The 17655-nt window shown below is 72.5% G+C and carries 25 protein-coding genes; 6 read left to right on the top strand and 19 right to left on the bottom strand.

Going from position 1 to position 17655, the window contains the following annotated elements; all coding sequences use genetic code 11:
* Positions 1 to 61: 61 nt before the first annotated feature.
* Complete coding sequence (locus ACZ51D_RS24175; RefSeq protein WP_465663509.1) at positions 62 to 460, bottom strand: hypothetical protein; 399 nt, start codon at positions 458 to 460, stop codon at positions 62 to 64.
* 263 nt (positions 461 to 723) lie between these two features.
* On the opposite strand from ACZ51D_RS24175, the gene ACZ51D_RS24170 reads away from it, so the two are divergent.
* A complete protein-coding gene (locus ACZ51D_RS24170) occupies positions 724 to 921 on the top strand; it encodes a hypothetical protein (protein ID WP_465620460.1) in 198 nt (65 codons plus the stop codon).
* Positions 922 to 930: 9 nt separating this feature from the next.
* Here the strand turns inward: ACZ51D_RS24170 and ACZ51D_RS24165 are convergent, their stop codons facing one another.
* The 5 genes from ACZ51D_RS24165 to ACZ51D_RS24145 form a co-directional block, all read right to left on the bottom strand.
* Positions 931 to 1536 carry a DUF1700 domain-containing protein gene (locus ACZ51D_RS24165; protein ID WP_465663508.1) on the bottom strand — a complete coding sequence of 202 codons (606 nt, stop codon included), beginning with the start codon at positions 1534 to 1536 and terminating at the stop codon, positions 931 to 933.
* Complete coding sequence (locus ACZ51D_RS24160) at positions 1533 to 1892, bottom strand: PadR family transcriptional regulator (protein ID WP_360496979.1); 360 nt, start codon at positions 1890 to 1892, stop codon at positions 1533 to 1535. Before ACZ51D_RS24160 ends, ACZ51D_RS24165 begins: the two co-directional genes overlap by 4 nt.
* 94 nt (positions 1893 to 1986) lie before the next feature.
* Entirely contained in the window at positions 1987 to 2172 is a 186-nt protein-coding gene (locus ACZ51D_RS24155; protein WP_465663507.1) for a DUF397 domain-containing protein, read from the bottom strand.
* Between the two features lie 7 nt (positions 2173 to 2179).
* On the bottom strand, positions 2180 to 3025 hold the full coding sequence (locus ACZ51D_RS24150) for a helix-turn-helix domain-containing protein (protein WP_465620466.1): 846 nt from the start codon (positions 3023 to 3025) through the stop codon (positions 2180 to 2182).
* 127 nt (positions 3026 to 3152) lie between these two features.
* Positions 3153 to 3548: a hypothetical protein gene (locus ACZ51D_RS24145; RefSeq protein ID WP_465663506.1), complete on the bottom strand. Its 396-nt coding sequence runs from the start codon at positions 3546 to 3548 to the stop codon at positions 3153 to 3155.
* A gap of 68 nt (positions 3549 to 3616) precedes the next feature.
* On the opposite strand from ACZ51D_RS24145, the gene ACZ51D_RS24140 reads away from it, so the two are divergent.
* A complete protein-coding gene (locus ACZ51D_RS24140) occupies positions 3617 to 3871 on the top strand; it encodes a hypothetical protein (protein ID WP_465663505.1) in 255 nt (84 codons plus the stop codon).
* A gap of 197 nt (positions 3872 to 4068) precedes the next feature.
* Here ACZ51D_RS24140 and ACZ51D_RS24135 read toward each other — a convergent pair whose 3' ends face one another.
* A complete protein-coding gene (locus ACZ51D_RS24135; RefSeq protein ID WP_465663504.1) occupies positions 4069 to 4926 on the bottom strand; it encodes an SDR family oxidoreductase in 858 nt (285 codons plus the stop codon).
* Between the two features lie 120 nt (positions 4927 to 5046).
* Between ACZ51D_RS24135 and ACZ51D_RS24130 the strand changes: the two genes are divergently transcribed.
* Positions 5047 to 5649 carry a TetR/AcrR family transcriptional regulator gene (locus ACZ51D_RS24130; protein WP_465620474.1) on the top strand — a complete coding sequence of 201 codons (603 nt, stop codon included), beginning with the start codon at positions 5047 to 5049 and terminating at the stop codon, positions 5647 to 5649.
* 73 nt (positions 5650 to 5722) lie between these two features.
* On the opposite strand, the gene ACZ51D_RS24125 is transcribed toward ACZ51D_RS24130, so the two are convergent.
* Together ACZ51D_RS24125 and ACZ51D_RS24120 are read right to left on the bottom strand one after the other, a co-directional pair.
* Positions 5723 to 6559: an NmrA family NAD(P)-binding protein gene (locus tag ACZ51D_RS24125; RefSeq protein WP_465663503.1), complete on the bottom strand. Its 837-nt coding sequence runs from the start codon at positions 6557 to 6559 to the stop codon at positions 5723 to 5725.
* A 313-nt stretch (positions 6560 to 6872) separates the two neighbouring features.
* Positions 6873 to 7859: a quinone oxidoreductase family protein gene (locus ACZ51D_RS24120; protein WP_465663502.1), complete on the bottom strand. Its 987-nt coding sequence runs from the start codon at positions 7857 to 7859 to the stop codon at positions 6873 to 6875.
* Between the two features lie 110 nt (positions 7860 to 7969).
* On the opposite strand from ACZ51D_RS24120, the gene ACZ51D_RS24115 reads away from it, so the two are divergent.
* Positions 7970 to 8371: an ArsR/SmtB family transcription factor gene (locus tag ACZ51D_RS24115; RefSeq protein ID WP_465663501.1), complete on the top strand. Its 402-nt coding sequence runs from the start codon at positions 7970 to 7972 to the stop codon at positions 8369 to 8371.
* Positions 8372 to 8377: 6 nt separating this feature from the next.
* On the opposite strand, the gene ACZ51D_RS24110 is transcribed toward ACZ51D_RS24115, so the two are convergent.
* The 6 genes from ACZ51D_RS24110 to ACZ51D_RS24085 form a co-directional block, all read right to left on the bottom strand.
* Positions 8378 to 10210 (bottom strand): hypothetical protein, encoded by a 1833-nt coding sequence (locus tag ACZ51D_RS24110; RefSeq protein WP_465663500.1) that lies wholly within the window; start codon positions 10208 to 10210, stop codon positions 8378 to 8380.
* Positions 10211 to 10313: 103 nt separating this feature from the next.
* The gene (locus ACZ51D_RS24105; protein ID WP_465620483.1) at positions 10314 to 10523 is read right to left on the bottom strand and encodes a hypothetical protein; all 210 of its coding nucleotides are present in this window, start codon (positions 10521 to 10523) and stop codon (positions 10314 to 10316) included.
* The gene (locus tag ACZ51D_RS24100) at positions 10514 to 11053 is read right to left on the bottom strand and encodes a hypothetical protein (protein WP_465663499.1); all 540 of its coding nucleotides are present in this window, start codon (positions 11051 to 11053) and stop codon (positions 10514 to 10516) included. Before ACZ51D_RS24100 ends, ACZ51D_RS24105 begins: the two co-directional genes overlap by 10 nt.
* Positions 11050 to 11328: an RNA polymerase sigma factor gene (locus ACZ51D_RS24095; RefSeq protein ID WP_465620608.1), complete on the bottom strand. Its 279-nt coding sequence runs from the start codon at positions 11326 to 11328 to the stop codon at positions 11050 to 11052. Before ACZ51D_RS24095 ends, ACZ51D_RS24100 begins: the two co-directional genes overlap by 4 nt.
* Before the next feature lie 60 nt (positions 11329 to 11388).
* Positions 11389 to 11979: a hypothetical protein gene (locus ACZ51D_RS24090; protein WP_465663498.1), complete on the bottom strand. Its 591-nt coding sequence runs from the start codon at positions 11977 to 11979 to the stop codon at positions 11389 to 11391.
* Between the two features lie 137 nt (positions 11980 to 12116).
* On the bottom strand, positions 12117 to 12884 hold the full coding sequence (locus ACZ51D_RS24085) for a CDP-alcohol phosphatidyltransferase family protein (protein ID WP_360497014.1): 768 nt from the start codon (positions 12882 to 12884) through the stop codon (positions 12117 to 12119).
* 385 nt (positions 12885 to 13269) lie between these two features.
* Between ACZ51D_RS24085 and ACZ51D_RS24080 the strand changes: the two genes are divergently transcribed.
* The gene (locus ACZ51D_RS24080; protein ID WP_360497016.1) at positions 13270 to 13845 is read left to right on the top strand and encodes an NUDIX hydrolase; all 576 of its coding nucleotides are present in this window, start codon (positions 13270 to 13272) and stop codon (positions 13843 to 13845) included.
* A 26-nt stretch (positions 13846 to 13871) separates the two neighbouring features.
* On the top strand, positions 13872 to 14558 hold the full coding sequence (locus ACZ51D_RS24075) for an HAD family hydrolase (RefSeq protein ID WP_465620487.1): 687 nt from the start codon (positions 13872 to 13874) through the stop codon (positions 14556 to 14558).
* Between the two features lie 8 nt (positions 14559 to 14566).
* Here the strand turns inward: ACZ51D_RS24075 and ACZ51D_RS24070 are convergent, their stop codons facing one another.
* The 4 genes from ACZ51D_RS24070 to ACZ51D_RS24055 all read right to left on the bottom strand — a co-directional run bounded on the left by ACZ51D_RS24070 (position 14567) and on the right by ACZ51D_RS24055 (position 17654).
* Positions 14567 to 15259 (bottom strand): YidC/Oxa1 family membrane protein insertase, encoded by a 693-nt coding sequence (locus ACZ51D_RS24070; protein ID WP_465620488.1) that lies wholly within the window; start codon positions 15257 to 15259, stop codon positions 14567 to 14569.
* 80 nt (positions 15260 to 15339) lie between these two features.
* Positions 15340 to 15633: a DUF6412 domain-containing protein gene (locus tag ACZ51D_RS24065; protein WP_360497025.1), complete on the bottom strand. Its 294-nt coding sequence runs from the start codon at positions 15631 to 15633 to the stop codon at positions 15340 to 15342.
* 93 nt (positions 15634 to 15726) lie between these two features.
* Entirely contained in the window at positions 15727 to 16257 is a 531-nt protein-coding gene (locus tag ACZ51D_RS24060; protein ID WP_465663497.1) for a hypothetical protein, read from the bottom strand.
* Positions 16254 to 17654, bottom strand: coding sequence for a hypothetical protein (locus ACZ51D_RS24055; protein ID WP_465663496.1), 1401 nt, complete (start codon positions 17652 to 17654; stop codon positions 16254 to 16256). Before ACZ51D_RS24055 ends, ACZ51D_RS24060 begins: the two co-directional genes overlap by 4 nt.
* Position 17655 lies beyond the last annotated feature (1 nt).

Below are 17655 nucleotides of genomic sequence, written 5' to 3'. Positions count from 1 at the left end.
ACTGCGGGGTGGGCCCCCGCGCGGCGCAGCCGCCACGCGGGGGACGGTGCACGTCAGGTGGTCACCAGCGGTCGATGCCCATGACCTTCGCCGCGTTGTGGATGGCGCTGTAGTGGGGGATCGACATGTCGGACTTCTTCTGGCCTGCGGGCAGGTTCTTGTCCGCCGTTCGGAATTCGTCCCGGGCGGAGGCGAGCAGGCTGGTGCCGTAGGAGACCGGGACGTCGTTCTTGCCGTGGATCGGGTGCGATTTGGCGGCGGTCTGGCTGCCCGCGTTGGCGAGGATGCTGCGGGCCTGGTTGTAGGCGTCGGCCTTGACCGTCTTCGGGTTGCGGACCTGTGCCTGCACCCCGGCCACCGGCTGCGCCTGCTCGGCGGCCATGGCGGCGGGGGCGGCGGCGATACCCAGGGCGCCGGCGGCAGCGGCGGCGACGAGGACGTTCCGGAGGATCCTGTCCATGGTGAATCCCTTCGCTAAGGAAATGTCAAAGATTCGCCACCGCAGCGGACTTGTGGTCGGTGCGGGTGCGAACGCCTTGGCCACTACCCCGGCCTTCCGCAGCGGAAAACCGCCTTCCGGTCGGGGCGGTTCGGAAGCGCTGCGATCCAGCCGTTTCTCGATCCGCGATGGTCGTATCGCCATACTGGCGCGATGGATTCTGAGCTTTACCCCGACGTCGCCGCCGCCGGGAGCCTGGGCGCCGTCCTGGAGCGGACGGCCGGGTGAGCCGGGACGAGGCCGGCCGCTGGGCCGGACTCCGGCTCCTTGACGACGAAGTGCGGTGGGACGACGTGTCCCTGTGGGCACTGGACCTGCTGCACGGCATCGACCTGCGGGCCGCGCCAGACGCCCCGTACCTGCACGACGAGGCGCAGGTGCGGGAATGGCCGGCGGAGTTGAGGCGCCGCCGGGGCCGATGAGCGACGGGTTCAGGCCGTCGCGGCGGCGGCGCCGCGCAGGCGGGCGGCGGAGCGGGACAGCAGCATCGCCGCGGACAGGACCGGGCTGAAGCCCACGGCGCAGGCGACGAGCACGTTGACCGGGGTCAGCCCGGCGGGGGAGGCGGCGAACGCGGCGAGGGCCAGGGGGGTGGTCAGGACGGGGGCGAGGAGGAGCAGGGTCGCCTGCTTCTTCTGCCGACGGGTCCACACCTGCGACTTGGTGACGCGGACGGCGACGGTGACGGCGGAGGCCAGCGCGAGCACGGGCCCGACGACCGGGACCAGGAGCAGCGGGAACGGGAGCACCGCGAGGAGCAGCGTCACGTTCGTCCGGCGGCTGCTCTCCGGCTCGGGGCGGGTCAGGCCGTCCTCGGCGAGTGCGGCATCGGCGATCTGCCGGGGGCTGCCCAGCTGGTCCAGCACCTGGCGGACGGCGGCCTCGTCGGCCACATCGTGGTCGGCCAGGGAGATCTCGATGTGTTCGCGCAGGTCGGCGAGGAGTTCGCGGCGGCGGTCCTCGGGCAGCGGGGCGGTGTAGCGGGTGACCGCGTCGAGGTGGGCGCGGACCAGGGGGTGCTCGATGGGGCTGTTCACGGGTTCTCTCCCGGGTCGAGGACGTGGTCGACGGTTTCGCGGAAGGCGGGCCACAGCGTGGTGAACTCGCGCAGCGCTTCCCGGCCGGTGTCGGTGAGGGTGTAGTAGCGGCGGGACGGCCCGCTGGCCGAGTCCCGCAGGAAGGTGTCGGCGAGCCCGGCGCGGCGCAGCCGGGACAGCAGGGGGTAGATCGTGCCCTGGCTGGTGGCCAGCATCGGGAAGCGGCCGAGTTCCTGCAGCAGCTCGACCCCGTAGCGCGGGCCGTCCTTCAGGAGGGCGAGGACGCAGTACTCCAGCACGCCCTTGCGCAGCTGGGTCGCCACCGGCCCGTCCGGGTTTGTGATGCCAGGTACCATGCATCACAAGGTAGCAGGCGAAGCAAGGTAGCGCAGCGTCTGGGAGCAGACAGAAGCACCGGCCGGACAGGCCGGCCGGTGCAGTAGAGGGGGATCAGGCGTCGTACTCGCCGTTGCGGATGGCGGAGACGAGGCTGCGCCATTCGTCGGGGGTGAGTTGGGCGATGGCGTCGGGCAGGAGACTGCTGCGGACGTAGACGGCGTCGGGGGCCATGGCCACCTCGGGGCAGTTATTGCCATCGCCGCATGCGCTGGGCTTTCGCCAAGCGAGTTCTTCCACAGGGGCCTCACAGGCTATTCATGATGCTGGAGATCGCGTCACGGGAGGCCGAAGGATCGAGCGCGCGATCACGCATCGCCCCGAGGATGCTCCGGTAGTTCTCCAGCTGGTTCATCTCGGTCAGGAACGCTGGCGATCCTACGGAGTCCAGCTGGACTGTATCGAGGCGGGGCACGGGCCCACTCGCGTACAGCACTGCCTGACCTGCGCCCTTGAATCCCCCGGCCTTGAACTCCAGCACGCGCAGGGTCACATTGGGTGCTTCTGAGAGTACGAGCAACTGCTTCAGCTGTTCTCTGGCAACAGCTGCTCCTCCGAACTCCATGCGAAGCGCGGCCTCGTGCACAATCGCTTCGTAGTTGAGTGGATTGCTTCGCGTCAGCAGCTCGGCTCGCCGCATTCGGTTCTCGACTCGCGCTTCGATGTTCAGGGGCCGTAGAGGCGGATAGACCTCGCGGAAGATTGCTCGTGCTGTCTCCTCGGTCTGCATGAGCCCTGGTGCATGACAGATCTGGTACGTCACCAACGCACTGGCGTAGTGCTCGACCTCGGAGATCTCAAGAATTCCGGCAGGGACGAGGCCTCTGTGCTCCTCCCACCACCCCTTGGTCCGGTCGGCGGACATCTCGGCAACTGCGTCGACGTACTCGGAGTCGGCCTCCTCGTACTCGGCGGCGAGTGCGAGGACCCGCTCGGCACTGATCGGGTAGGTGCCCTGCTCGATCAGTGTGACCTTGCTCCGGTCCAGCCCGAGAACGGCAGCAGCATCTCCGGCCGTGCGCCCGGCGGCCTCTCGCATCTTTCGCAGCTCGATGCCGACGCGCTTGCGGCGTGCGGTTGGGGTAGGTGGCATTCCCCCAGCATCCACCGCTCTGGCGTGGCGAGTCCAGCGAGCAGATAGGCACATCTTCTTGAGTGTTCTGGCAAATTTGCCATCACATGCCCTACAGTCTGTGATGCACCGATCACCGAACGGATCGTCAGTAACGCCGCTCGGGCACCGAAGAACACCCATGCCCAGTGGGCTTGTTCACGGCGACGCATCCGCCGGTCTCACCCTTTCCCCTTCGGGAGATCCCTGTGCGCAACCTCGACTCCCCCTCCCTTACCCTCTCCCGCGATGCCCTCCGGGACGGGATGACCCTCGCCGGGTGGCCGCCCTCCTCCATCGCCGACGCCGAGCTCGCCATGGTCGAACTCATCGTCAACGCCTGGCGCCACGGCGGGACGACCTCCCCGGTCGTCCTCATCTTCTTCTCGCCAACACCCTCCGGGTCACCGTCTCGGACCGCAGTCCGAGCCTCCCGGAGCAGCAGCCCCTCTCCGTCCTCGCCGAGTCCGGCCGGGGTCTGCAGCTCGTCGCCGGCCTCACTCACCGTTGGGGCGTCGACCCCCAGAAGCTCGGCAAAAGCGTCTGGTTCGAGCTGCAGCTGGACGGTGCCGCGTGAGCGCCCACCACCCCATCCACCCCGCCGACCCGGCTCTCCTCCACCTCACGCCCCGCCAGCTCACCGACTTGATCATCGAACTCCGCACCGAAGGGCGCGAGTTCGGCCTCCTTTGGCCCTCCGCGATCCCGGGTGAGATCAACCTCCACGGCCGCCGTCTGATCTCCGTCGGCAACATCCCGGCCAGCACCCTCATCAACCTCCTCGCGCTCCTCCGCGAGTACAGGCGCAACCGTGATGCCCACCCCTGATGCTCGGGTCCCTGGCCTTCAGCCTCCTCGCCGCTCTCCCCGGCGCCGTCTGTGAAGCCCGCGCCCGATGCGATCCGCGTCGACCTCCCTGCTGGGTGGCGTCGAGGCTCCAATCACGAGGGCAGGAAGTCGGCTTGGCCGACTTCCTGCGCACCACCGTGTCGACCGTCCGTCAGCCCCCGGCCCCGGGGCCTGGGCTACCGGAAGGCGGGCAGGTTGCGCGCGACCCAGTCGCGGAACGGCGCGGCCGGGCGTCGCAGGACCGCCGCCACGTCGGGGCTGATCGCCAGTTCGGCCGGGAGCGGGACCCCGAGGATGTCCAGGGTGCCGGGGATGACCTGCTCCGGCATGAACCGCGCCAGGTGGGCGTGGGCCTCCTCGCGGGACAGTTCGACGAAGGTCACCTCCTCGCCCAGGGCCTCGGCGAGGGCCGTGGCCTGCCGGTGCGGGCTGATGGGCTCGGGGCCGGTCAGCTCGTACGTGCGGCCTGCGTGCCCGTCCTCGCGCAGCACGGCCGCCGCCACCGCCGCGATGTCCGCCGGGTCGACGACGGGCAGCGCCACGTCGCCGAACGGGGCGAAGACCGTGCGCTTGGTGCGGACCGTCTCGGCCCAGGCGAAGGCGTTGGAGGCGAAACCGCTGGGGCGCAGGATGGTGAAGTCCCGCCCGGAAGCGCTCACGGCGGCCTCGAACTCCCGCAGGCGGGTGTGCGACGGCGCGTCCGGCCGGGTGGCGCTGACCTGCGAGGACACCAGGACGATCCGCTCGACCCCGGCGTCCGCGGCCGCGTCCAGCAGGGCGTTCGGGCTCTCGCCCCGGCTGTTGAGCTCGCCGCCCAGCAGGAGGAACAGCGCCCGGGATCCTTCGAGGGCGGGCCGCAGGCTCGCGGCGTCGCCGACGTCGCCCTGTGCCCAGCGGACACCGGCCGCAGGGTGGCCGGGCTGCGGTTGAGGCTGCGGCTGCCGCGACACGGCCACCACCTCCTCACCCGCCCCGGCCAGCAGCTCCACCAGCGTCCGCCCGATGTTGCCGGTGGCACCCGTCACTGTGATCATCGCGATCCCCTCCCGTTGCGCGTTGCGTGTCATGAGTTGCGTGTCGCCAGTTGTGAGTTAGTTGGCTGACTGAGAACGAACGTAGCATGCGCCCACCGGTGGCTGTCTATAGTGAGTTGGGTGACTGACTCAGTGAATCGGCGCGTACAGGCGTCGCAGAAGCGTCGGCGGCTCGCGGCGGCCGCCGCCCGGGTCCTCCACGAGCAGGGGGTCGAACGCACCACCCTCGCCGACATCGCGCGCGAAGCGGACGTCCCCGTCGGAAACGTCTACTACTACTTCAAGACCAAGGACGAGCTGGTCCGCGCCGCACTGTCCGAACACAGCGCACACCTCGACGAACTCGCCACCGCGCTCGACAACGTGGGAGACCCGCGCGACCGCCTCAAGGCGCTCGTCCAAGGCTGGGTCGACCGGCGCGACGTCGCCGCCCGGTTCGGTTGCCCGACCGGCACCCTGGCCACCGAACTCGACAAGCGGGCCGACGGAGTCCTCGACACGGAGGCCGGCGCCGTGATCCGGCGCCTGCTGGACTGGACCGCAGGCCAGTTCCGCGAGCTGGGCCTGCCCGACCCGGACGACCTGGCGCTCACCCTGGTCTCCGGCTACCAGGGCATGTCACTGATGGCCAACGCCCTGCGCGACCCGGACGTCATGACCCGCGAGGGCGCCCGCCTGCTGCGCTGGCTCGACTCGCTGGAGGCGCCGGAGGGGGCGCGCTGACCCGGCGCGCGCGCCGGAGCGGCCGGGGAACGGCCGGGGAGCGTGCCGTGGCCCCCGGCCGCAGGGCCGGGTGCTACCGGAAGTCCGCCGCGTGGTCCCGCACCCACGAACGGAAGTCGCGCGGTGGCCGCCCCAGCACCCGCTCCACGGTGTCCGTCACCCGCTCCGGCTCGCGCGTGAACGACTCCCACGCCCGCAGCCGGGACTCCACGAACGCCGCGTTCCCCCAGGCCGCCGTCAGCCGCTCGCGGGCCGTCTCCGGCGGCAGTTCCTCCCACCGCACCGCGATGCCCAGCTCCTCGCCGATGATCGCCGCCAGCTCGGCGTGCGCGAGCGACTCCGGCCCGGTGACCACGTACCTGCCGCCGTCGTGCCCGTCCTCGGTGAGAGCCCGCACCGCGACGTCCGCGATGTCCCGCTCGTGCACCAGCGAACGGCGCGCCTGCCCGTACGGCCAGCGGACCACGCCCTCCCGTACCTGGTCGGCCCAGGCGAGCAGGTTGCCCGCGAAGTCGATCGCCCGCACGAAGGTCCAGCCGAGGCCGGACCGTCGGATCAACCGCTCGATCTCCTGGTGGAAGATCACGGCCGGCTCGTCGTCCGCGAGGTCGGCCACGTCCGCCGACAGGTACACGACGCGCTTGGCGTGCCGGGCGATCAGCTCCACGGCCCGGGGCTCCACGGGCAGCCCGGGCCACATCAGGTAGACCGCCTCCACCCCGCCCGCCAGCGCGGGCTCCAGACTCTCCGGCACGGCCAGATCGCCCTGTACGGCCTCAGCCCCCCTGGGCAGCACGGCCTTCGCCGTATCCCGCACCAACGCCCGCACCTCGTGGCGGTCTTCGGCCAGCGTGGCCACAACGTGCCTGCCCACACTGCCGTTTGCACCGATCACCAGAATCTTGGTCATGCCCGGCCCAACGCCGCCAGGGTGGGGGCTATGCCCGGGCGACGACCAGCCGCACTCCTGCCGACCTGCTCACCGCGTACTACGGCGCCCTCTACGCGGACATCCGGCTCGCCGAGCCGGTCCTGCTCTACGGCCCGCCCGGCACCGCCGACGCGGACCCGGGCGCGACCTTCACGGTCTGGCGGGCGGCCGGTGGTCAACCGCGCGGCTGCGTCGCGTACGTGATCGCCGCGTACGTGATCGTCGCGTACGTGATCGGCTGCCCGGGAAGGCCCTCCGCCTGCCCGGGCGTCCCTCTTTGGGTCGGTCGGGCTCAACCGCCCACGCGCACCACGTACTTCCCCGTCGCCCGCCGCTCCTCCATCGCGTCGTGGGCGGCCGGGACGGCGGGGAGGTCGGGCAGTTCGGTGACGGGCAGCTTCAGGCCGCCGTCGGCGAGGAGCTCGACGACCCGGCGGATGGCGCGGGCCAGGCGGTCGGGGGCGGTGGCGGCCAGGCCGCGGTGGCTGAAGCCGGTGATGGTCAGGTTGCCCGCCATCAGGCGGCCGAGCGGGGGCAGGTCGGCGACGGTGCCGCCGCCCGCGTTGCCGAACAGGACGATCCGGGCGCCGGGTGCCGCGACGGCGAGGTCGAGTTCCAGGGCCTCGGTGCCCAGCGCGTCGAGGACGAGGTCGACGCCCCGGCCGTCGGTGGCGGCCCGGATCGCCTCGGGCAGTGCCTCGTCGCGGGCGAAGGCGTGGTCGTAGCCGGAGGCGATGGCGGCGGCGGCCTTCTCCGGGCGGCCGACGGTGCCGATCAGCCGGCCGCCGCCGAGCAGCGGGACGAGCTGGGCGATGGCCTGGCCGATGCCGCCGCCCGCCGAGTGCACCAGGACGGTGTCGCCGGCGTCGAAGCGGCCGGCGTCGGTCAGCAGCAGCATCGAGGTGGCCAGGCCCAGCGGCACGGCGGCGGCCTCGCTCAGCGCCACGCCGTCCGGGAGGGGCACGGTGAGCGCGGCCTCCGCGACCACCACCTCCGCGAGGCCCGCGCCGACCGGTGCGGCCACGACCCGGTCGCCCACGGTCAGGCCGGTGACTCCCTCGCCGATCTCCCGGACCGTTCCGGCGACCTCCTTGCCGGGGCGGTACGGCCACTCGGCGGCGTACGCGGCGTCGCCGCGGCGGGTCATCACGTCCACGAAGTTCAGTCCGGCGTAGGCGACGTCGATCGCCACCTGGCCGGGCCCGGGGCGCGGCGCCTCGACCTCCCGGATCTGCGAGTTCTCGGCTCCACCGGGTGCGGTCATCACCAGTGCGCGCATGTCGATTCCCCCTCGACTACGATGTTCGACGAACTACGAAATTGACGCGGAACAGTGGTACCACGTCGTTTCCATGGATGTCGAACATCGCAGATCAGGGAGGTCTGACCGTGCCCCGCAGTACCCGCCGCCGACCGGCGCTCGCGCACCCCGCGACCGAGGAGATCGACCTCCTCGACGTCCTGCACGCACTCTCCGACCCCACCCGGATGACCATCGTCCGGGTTCTGCGCGCCGAACCCGAACGGGCCTGCGGCACCTTTCCGGTGGATGTCGCGCCCTCCACCCTCAGCCACCACTTCAAGGTGCTGCGCGAGTCCGGCCTGATCAGCCAGCGCGAGGAGGCCAACCGCCGCTTCTCCGCGCTGCGCACGGTCGACCTGGAGCAGCGCTTCCCCGGCCTCCTCGACACCGTCCTCGCCGCCTACCTCCGTACGGTGCCCGAGCTCGCGGGCGGACCCGGGGGTGGACCCGGGGGCGGCGAGGCGGCCGAGGTGGCCGGGGGAGCCTAGCCGGGCTCAACGCCGCCGCCAGACCGCCCAGTTCTGCCGCGCGTCGGCCCGCTCGACGTACCAGTCGGTGGGGTGGCCGGGCCAGTAGGCCTCCGGCTGCTGCCCCGCCGCCGGCAGTGGGGTGACCAGGACGTTCGCCTCCGCCGGGACGGGCTGCCAGCGCGGGTCCCGGTACCAGACCCGGCCGCGGTAGACCTCGAAGGCCTGGGCGCCGCGCAGCGACCCGTCGATGTCCCAGGCGAAGACCACGTTGTCGTCCGCCCGGATCCCGGAGTCGCGGGTGAAGCCGGTGGCCAGGCCCTTGCGCCACTTCGCGTGCGGCTCGGAGACCTGCGCGGTGATCGTCGCGGTCGCGAAGGCGGCGAACAGTGCCAGGGAGAGGCCTATCGCGGGGAGCACCCGCCTGCCCCCGGAGGTGCGCACCAGGACCACCGCGACGAGGACGACCAGTGCGGCGGCGGTGGCCCGGAGCATGTTGAGCCGGCCCCAGTCGGAGGCCAGGAACGAGACGTCCGGCATGCCCCAGAGTACGAAGACCTCGTGGCGCAGCTTCGGACCGGCCGACTGGATCACCGTCTCGGCGAGCAGCAGCGTGAGCCCCGCCGTCGCCGCCGCCGTCCGGACCAGGGTGCGGCGTCCGCACCTGGCGAGCACCGCGGCGCCCACGAGGAAGGCCGCCGGGACGAGGTAGGAGGTGTAGCGGGCGTACACCCAGTCGTCGATCCGGCCGTCGGCCGGCAGTGCGGCGGCGGAGGCCAGGGCGGTCCCGAACAGCAGCGCCACCAGAAGGCCGCCGGTGATCCGGAGCGCCTGGGGTCGGCGGCGGTCGACCACCGCGCACAGGCAGGCGACGACGGCCAGTCCGCCGACACCCCAGGTGGAGACGGTGAAGCACCAGATCTGCCCGGCGGTCCGGGTGAGCGTGCGCTGGGCGGCCTCCGGGTCGGTCAGGCCCCGCCAGAGGAACCCGCCGACATCGCTGTTCTGGACGGCGAACTGCGCGTGCAGCCAGGCCGACAACAGCTGCGCGCCGAGCACGCCGAGGCCGAGCGTCGCGAACCCGGCGGCCGTGGCGCGCCACGGCGCGCGGCGCAGCAGCAGGACACCGAGGAACACCGCGGCGGTCAACGCCACCACCACGCCGCCGCGATCGTGCACGGCCATGGCGTAACCGGCGGACGCGCCCGCCCCGACGGCGTGCCAGGTGCGGCGCCGCAGCGGGCCGTCGGCGAGCCAGCCGTGCAGGCAGAGCAGCCAGGCGAGCACCAGGACGGGCAGCACGGCGTCGGTCAGCACGAACTGCGAGTAGAAGACCACCGGCGGCAGCAGGCCGGTCACGCCGCCGAAGGCGAACGCGAGTCGGCGGCCCAGGCCGAGCCGGCGCAGGGCGACGTAGGCGAGCGGCAGGATCAGCGCGTTGACCACGGCGTTGATGACCATGATCGCCTGGTAGGCGGTCACCGGGTCGTCGGCCAGGCGCAGCACGGGGGAGATCAGCAGGGGGTAGCCGCCGGGTATGACCACGCCGACCGGGATCTCGGTCGTCGGGCGGCCCGCGAGGACGCGCGCCAGGACGAGGTAGGAGTCCTCGTCGGGGTGGACGGACGGGAAGCTCATGTGCCGGACGAGGACGAGCCGGAAGAGCAGCTCGGCGGCGTACCCGACGAGCAGGGCGACGCCGGGCCGCGCGGCGGTCCACCGGACGGTGGCGAGCAGGGCGGCGGTCGCGGCGGCGGTGAGCCGGGTGGTCGTGGGTCGGGTGGTGGTGGGCCCGGCGGTTGTGGACTGGGCGGTCGCGGGCTGGGCGCTGGTGCGTCGGGTGGTGGTGAGTGGCGGCATGGGCCACACCCCTTCTGTCGGACAACTGTATATGTCGTTGGACAGAATATGTAGTCCGATTGGTTCCGAAGAAGGGGTGCGGCGTTTCGGGATCAGGCCCGGATCACGGGGCCGCCGGTGGCGGAGTGGTCGGGAGCAGGCTGGCCAGCGGATTGACGAAGACCCGGGACTCCAGGCACGAGGGGCCCGGGGACTGCATCAGCCCGGCCTCCAACTCGCGGAAGCTGTTGGCCGGATCGGTCTTGGCCAGCGGCAGGTAGATGAAGATCTCCGTGCCTTTCGGGAGCTGACGGGGGTGGACGGTCAGCACCATCGGGGCGTTGGCGGCCGGAAATCGATGTCCCACCCGGCGTTGAGGTCCACGTTCTTCGGCTGCTTCGGCCGCTTGGTCCTGCAGCCCGGCTCGCCCGCGTAGACCCGGGCGCGGATCCCGAACCGGTCCAGGTCGTGCTGCAGCTGGACCGTGTCCACCGGCTTGTTCTGCTCCAGGATGCTGAGCCGGACGACGTCCTCGGCGCTCTCCAGGGTGTACGCGACCGTGCTGGCGTTGCCCAGGGACCGGCCGGTGTCGTCGTTCGTGGCCCCCGGGTCGCCGGTCGCGAAGGTGAGGAGGGCCCCGGCCGCCGCGGCGGCCAGCCCCAGCGGGAGGGCCGCACGCAAGAGCAGGGTGCGCCGGCGGGAGGCGCGCCGGGGGGCGGGGGTCTCGGTGATGCTGTCCATCAGGTGGTCCTTCATCAGGAGGAAGCGGCCCTGGTCGAGTTCCGGGGCGGCCGCGGCCGGCAGCAGCCGGGCCATCTCCTCCCGACCGGCCCGGTCGGACCGGTCCCGGGGGGCGGCGCTCATCGGATCGTCTCCTTGGGCGGCCGGACCGCGGACGTGCGGTCACCTGGTACCTGTCCGGTGCTGCCCGGGCATTGCGCCGCTCGCGCGGAACGCGTTGCGGCCGCCGAGGCCGGCTCCCGCGCCGTCAGCTCCCGCAACCGGGCCGGGGCGCGCGACAGCCGGGAACGGATCGTCCCCATCGGCCTGCCGAGCGCCTCCGCGACCGCCGCGTGATCCAGCTCCTCCCACACGCAGAGCGCGAAGACCTCCCGCTCGGCCGGCCGCAACTGCTCCAGCGTGGCCTTCGTGGCGGCGCCCTGCGCCGGACCCCGCGGCGGGCACGTGCGGGTCGTGCCTCAGGCCGTGCGGGGGAGTGTCGCTGTCGTCGCCGTCCGGTGGCGGCGGTGGTACGACACGGCCACGGCGACCAGCAGCGGCGCCCAGGCGACGGTGGGCAGGTAGAGGAAGCCCACCAGGAAGTGGCCCAGCGGGGTCATGCCCGTGCCCGGCACGGCCCACCACCCGGCGAAGGGCGTCCAGAGCACGGCCAGCCCGGCGGCGCCGAGCAGGGCCGCGCGGACCACCGCGCGGGGACTGACCGGGCGCCCGCCGACGAACGGGACCCAGCGCGGCGGCACCGTGCCCCAGGGGCGGACCAGCCCGAGGGTGAGCAGGGCCAGGGCCTCGGTGAACAGGCTCAGGAAGACCGGCCACACCGCGCCCCACCCGGTGAAGCCCATCGCCTGGTAGCCCGCGTCGGTGTACCCGCCGTGCCAGCCAGCGACCAGCCCGAGCCGCCACAGCCCGGACGGCAGCGCGGCGACGGCCGCGACGTGCGCGGCCCGCACGGCCCACCGGGGCGGGGCCGGCACGGCGGCGGTGCCGGTAGCGGGGGTGCCGGTACCGGGGGTGACGTGGGTGGTGGCGGCGGGCTGGGTCATCGTCATGCCCCTACCGTCCCGCCCGGCACCGGCCCCCCGCGTCCACCCGGGGACGGGCTTCGCCGGCGTTCCTCCCCCGGGCGGGGGAGGAACGCCTCACCTGCCCCGCCCGGGAGGCCGGCTCCACTCGGGGCTTGGCGCGCTCAGCGCAGGCGCGAGGACGACAGGATCGACGCCAGGTGCGCGACCACCATGCCCCAGGTGATCACCGTGATCCCCGCGAGCGTCGCCCGCGTCGCGTCCAGGTTGCCGAGCCCGGCGTCCACCGCGGCCGCCGCCAGCAGCACCAGCGAGGCCTCGATGCCGTTGGTCACCCGGTGGATCTTGAACAGCGAGGCCAGCCGACGGGCCGTCGCGATGCCCTGGGAGCGCGGCTGAGTCGACTCCTCGTCCGCCGGGGCCTGCCCGCTGCGGGCGCGGGCCACGTCCACCAGGTCCGTCGAGGCCTTGAGCAGCACCACGCCCAACGCGGCCGCCAGGCCCGCCGACACCCACAGCTCCGAGCCGCCGCGCGCCGCCCGGACGCCCGCGCCGATCATCAGCGCGGCGTCCGCCAGGTACGCGCCCAGCCGGTCCACGTACACCCCGGCCATGCTGAACTGGCGCTTCCAGCGAGCCACTTCGCCGTCCACGCAGTCGAACAGCAGGAACAGCTGGAACAGCACGGCCGCCAGCACCGCGCCGGTCAGGCCCGGGATCAGCAGGGCCGCGCCGCCGCCGACCCCGCACACCACCATCACCCAGGTGAGGGTGTTCGGCGACACCGAGGTGCGGACCAGCTGCCGGGTGGTCCGCAACGAGATCCGCCGCATGTACAGCCGGCCCGCCCAGTGCTCACCGTTGCGGCTCTGCAGCTTGGCCTGCGGCTGGCACACCTCGCGCAGCTCGGCGAGCGCCGGAGCAGCCACCATGACGACATCCCTCCACCTGTCCCGAAACGATCACCACAGGCTACGGCCTCCGGGGAACGCCCCGACCAGCCGGTACGGCCCCGGCGGCCCGGCCGGACCGGCCACCACGGCGCGGCCGGCACGTCGTCCACGTCCCGGTCGACACTCCCGCCCCGGCGCGGCCGGCACTCCCGCCCCGGCGCCGGCCGTACCGACGGTGCAGCCGGGCGAAAACCGGTGGGCCGCCCGACGGCCCCCGGGCTAGGCTGCGCGGGTTCGCCGGAACCGGAAGGCCCGGGCCCGACCGCCCTTTCCCCGCAAGCCCGTTGACACCGCCGAAGCGGTCCGCGGCAGCCCGGGGGAACGTCCCGGATCGGTCCCGGAGCGGAACGAGGAGTACAGATCCATGGTGACCACAGACGGCCCGTCGCACAGCCCCGACCTGGCCCGACTGCTGGACGACCACCGCCCGCAGGGTCCGGTGGAGACCGCCGACCACGAGCGGGCCCGCCACCTCCTCGGCGCCGCCGACCCCTGGAACCGCGGCACCTTCCCGCTCCACTTCACCGCCTCCGCGCTGATCGTCCACCCGCCGACCCGCCGCGTCCTGCTGCGCTGGCACGTCCGCCAGCAGGCCTGGCTGCAGGTCGGCGGCCACGGCGACCCGGGCGAGACCCGGCCGCTGGACATCGCCCTGCGCGAGGGCCTGGAGGAGACCGGCCTCGCCGACCTCACCCCGTGGCCCGACGCCGCGCTGGTCCACCTCGCCGTCGTCCCCGTCCCCGCCTCGCCCGTCGAACCCGCTCACGAGCACGCCGACCTGCGCTTCCTCCTGGCCACCGACAGCCCGGACCTGGCCCGACCGGAGAACCCGGCCTCCCCACTGGAGTGGCTCACCGTCGAGGAGGCCCAGCAGCGCACCACCGAGGACAACCTCCGCGAGACCCTCACCCGCGCCGCCCGCCTGCTCCCGCCCGCCTGACGCACCTTCCCCCTGGAGACCACCGGATGCACACCGACCAGATCCTCATATTCGACGCCGACGACACCCTCTGGGAGAACAACGTCCTCTTCGAGCGGGCCATCGACGGCTTCCTGGACTGGGTCGCCACCCCGGCCGAGCGGGACCGCACCCGCTCCCTCCTGGACGACATCGAAGCCGCCAACTCCGCCGCCCTCGGCTACGGCGCCGCCGTCTTCCGGCAGAGCCTCGTCGACTGCCTCCAGCAGCTCAACGACGGCCGCACCGCCACCCCGGCCGACCAGGCCCGGATCGACGAACTCCTCGCCCCGCTGGGCAACCGGCAGGTCGAACTGATCCCCGGCGTCGCCGACACCCTCACCGCCCTCGCCGACCGCCACCACCTGCTGCTGCTCACCAAGGGCGACCAGGACGAGCAGCAGCGCAAGGTGACCGCGTCCACCGTCGACCACCACTTCCGGGGCATCCACATCGTGGCCGAGAAGTCGGTCGACACCTACCGGCAGCTGACCGCCGACCTCGGCCTCGACCCGGACCGGACCTGGATGATCGGCAACTCGCCCAAGTCCGACATCGCCCCCGCCCACCGGGCCGGCCTGCGCACCGTCTACATCCCGCACCAGCACACCTGGGTGCTGGAGCACGAGGACCTCGGCCCGGACGAGGCGACGCTGCAGCTCGGGGCCTTCCCCGAACTGCTGCGCCACTTCTGAGCAGGGGCTCAGCCGACGAGCGCGGCCGCCGGCACCGGTGACCCGCCCCGGTACAGCCAGGCCCGCTCGGCCGCCGACCACGCGCTCGTCGTCAGCAGGTACAGCGCGGCGGCCACCGGCACCAGCAGCGCGAACAGCACCGACCCGAACGACAGGAACGGCAGCAGCCCCGCCCCCGGCTGAGGGGTGGGCTGCGCTGCCGCCGCCCGCCGCGCCCGGCGGAAGTTGACGTACCCCACCGCCGCCATCCCCGCGTACAGCACCCCGAACACCACGACCTGCCCGGCCCCGTGCGCCCCCGTCACGTGCAGGCCCAGCGGCACACCGAACAGCGTGTGGTCGAGCAGGTCGTTCGGCGTGGTGAACAGCCGGTACATCACCGAGAAGAACGGGATCTGCACCAACAGCGGCAGACACCCCGCGAACGGCGACACCTGCTCCTTCCGGTACATCTCGGCCAGCGCCTCCCGCAGCTTCTCCGGCCGGTCCTTGAACTTCTTGTTCAACGCGGCGACCTTCGGCGCGAGCACGGACCGCGCCTTCTCCCCACGCGCCGCCGCCCGCGCCAGCGGATGCAGCGCGAGCCGCACGGCGACGGTGAACAGCACGATCGCCAACGCGGTCGGCAGGACGTGGGCGAAAGCGGCGACGACGGCGTGCGCAACGGCGACGGCCGGATCGAGAACGGCGAGAACGGACATGGTGAAGCGAGCCCTCCGGGGTCTCAGAACATGAGTGGTCGGCGGAGGACGGCCGCGAAGAAGTACGGAACTACAAGGGCTTACGCGGCCGCCAGGGCCGCCCCCGGCGCCCTGGGGCGTCGCCGGCCCCGGGCATCCGGATCACGCTGCGGAAGGAACGCCGTACGGAACGCCCGACGCCGCAGCACCCCGCTGCGCACCACCGCCGGCGCCCGCGCCCCCAGGAGCCGAGCCCCGGCCAACGCCCCGGCGACCGCCCCGGCCACCAACACCACGGCCGCAACGGCGGCAACGGACGCCAATGTCCCGTTGCTGCTCACCAGGTCCCCGGTCAACACCCGGAGCAGCCCGAGCAACATCGCGACAACAGCCATGGCCCCGCTCCTCCCTCGGTGTCTCGACGGCTCCGGACGTACAAGCAGGACGATCCTACGGCCAATCGGGTTCCCGCCCGCCTCCGGATTCCGTCACGGCGAATCCCCGGCGTACACCCACACCCGCGTCCCCCCGTCCCCCTCCGCGGCCAACCAGACGGTAGCCGCGAGCCGCTTGCTGTGCCCGGGCAGCGGCTCGGCGATGAAGGAGCCCTCCTGCAATGACCCCGCCGCCTTGGGATCCCGTGCCCCCGCCCGCTGGAACCCTTCCAGTGGCCACCCGTCGAGGGTGGTGCCGGGGTCCGGCTTCACCGCGATCCCCAGCCCGGTCAGGAACCCCTGCTCCGCACCCGGCGGCAGGTGGAACGAGAGGAACGCCAGATCGTCCTGGAACCCCTTCAGGTACGCCCACCGCACCTCGCTCGCCGACGCGGGCGGCCGTACCCGAGAGAACTCCACGACGTACTCCGACGTGACCGTCGTCCACGACCCGGGTCGCCCGCTGCCCGCAGGCGGGTTCCGAACCAGTTCCCGCAGCCCGTACAGCCCTGCCACCGCGCTGACAACCAGCACCAGCGGCAGCACGACCCCCAGCAGCAGCGTCCGTCGTCGCTGCCGCTTCATTGCGCCTGCCTCCCAAAGTCGGTGGGTTCGTCGAGTTGGATGGTGATCGGCTTGGTCCGACCGACGATGTCGTACTCCTTGGCGAGCCCCGTCTGGTGCAGGCTCGCCACGTCCTTGTCCTTGATATCGGTGAAGGCGATAGGTGTGCCCTTGCCGGGGTCCCAGTTGTAGCGGTCCCAGACGTTGACCTGGTACTGCAGCGATACCTTGGGCTTGCCGTCCGGCCCCGGGACGGCTGTCACCACTCCCGACGTGAGGTACTGATGGCTTCCGATCGCCAGGTACCAGTTGCGGTCCTGGAACGTATGAGAAGCAACCGGACTCTCGACGGGGATCGAGACCGGCGCGCCTCCCGACTTCTCGAACGCTTCCAACGCGGCCTGACGCCAACTGGCCTTGCCGGCAGCCAGTTGGAGATCTGTCTTTGCCTGGAAGCCGGCGTCGTCACGAAGCATGGGCTCGACGGCCAGGTTGAGGGGTGTGCCGCTTCCGTCCAGGTAGTGCGCCATGTTGAGGGCAGCATTTGGGAGTCCGGCTAGTTCACCGCCGGCTACCAGAGCCAAGGCCTCCGCTCGCATCGTCTGTTCGGCAGCGCCCGGCTCACGGACTCCCCATGGCCCGGCCCCCTTGTCCGGCGACGACCACTCGTAGTCGGTCGGCCCCAGGACCCCGGCCTTGATCAGCTTGTCCGCATCAGCCGTGAGCAGCCCGGCCCGCACCGCGGGGTCGAGCCCGGCCCACCAGTCCTTCAGGGCCTTGGGGTCGGTCGGCATGCCGGTGGCCGCCTCCAGGTCGCTCGCGGCGTTCCGCACGGCGTCGGGATGCGTCGCCGGGTCGGCCTCCGTCGGGTCGAGCGCGCGCAGGGCTGCTGCCAGCGCGTTGTCGGCTTCGGTGGCCGCAGTCAGGGCTGCGGTCATGACCTGGACGTGCTGCTGCAGTTCGTCCCACTTCCGTTTCTGGTACGCGATCGCCTCGGGGTCGTTGCGTTCCTCGGGTGGCAGGTCGGGGAGGGTGACCGTGCCGTCCTCGGCCACGGTGGCGCCGAGGGCCTCGGCGTCGCCGATGGCCCGGAGCAGCTTCTGCTGGGCCTCGGTGAAGCCCTTCTTGGCGCGGTGCAGAGCGGCGGAGACGGCCAGTGCCTCGTAGTGGAACGCGTGCAGTTCGTCGGTGAGGAGCCCGATCTCGCGGACTGCCTCGTCGGCGGCCGCGCCGCTCCAGGGCCGGTTCCCGGTGCCCGGGGGTGCGTAAGGGCCGCCGCCGCCCGTCAGGGGCTGGAGGACGCCGGAGCGCATCTGGCCGGCGACGTGTTCCAGGTGGCCGGAGAGGCCGGTCCAGGTGTCGCCCGCGTGGTCGAGCGGATCGAGGGATGCGTGGCGGAGCAGGGCAAAGGTCACCATG

Source organism: Kitasatospora sp. NPDC033851 (assembly GCF_055576085.1).
This window is presented reverse-complemented; position numbering and strand designations above follow the sequence as displayed.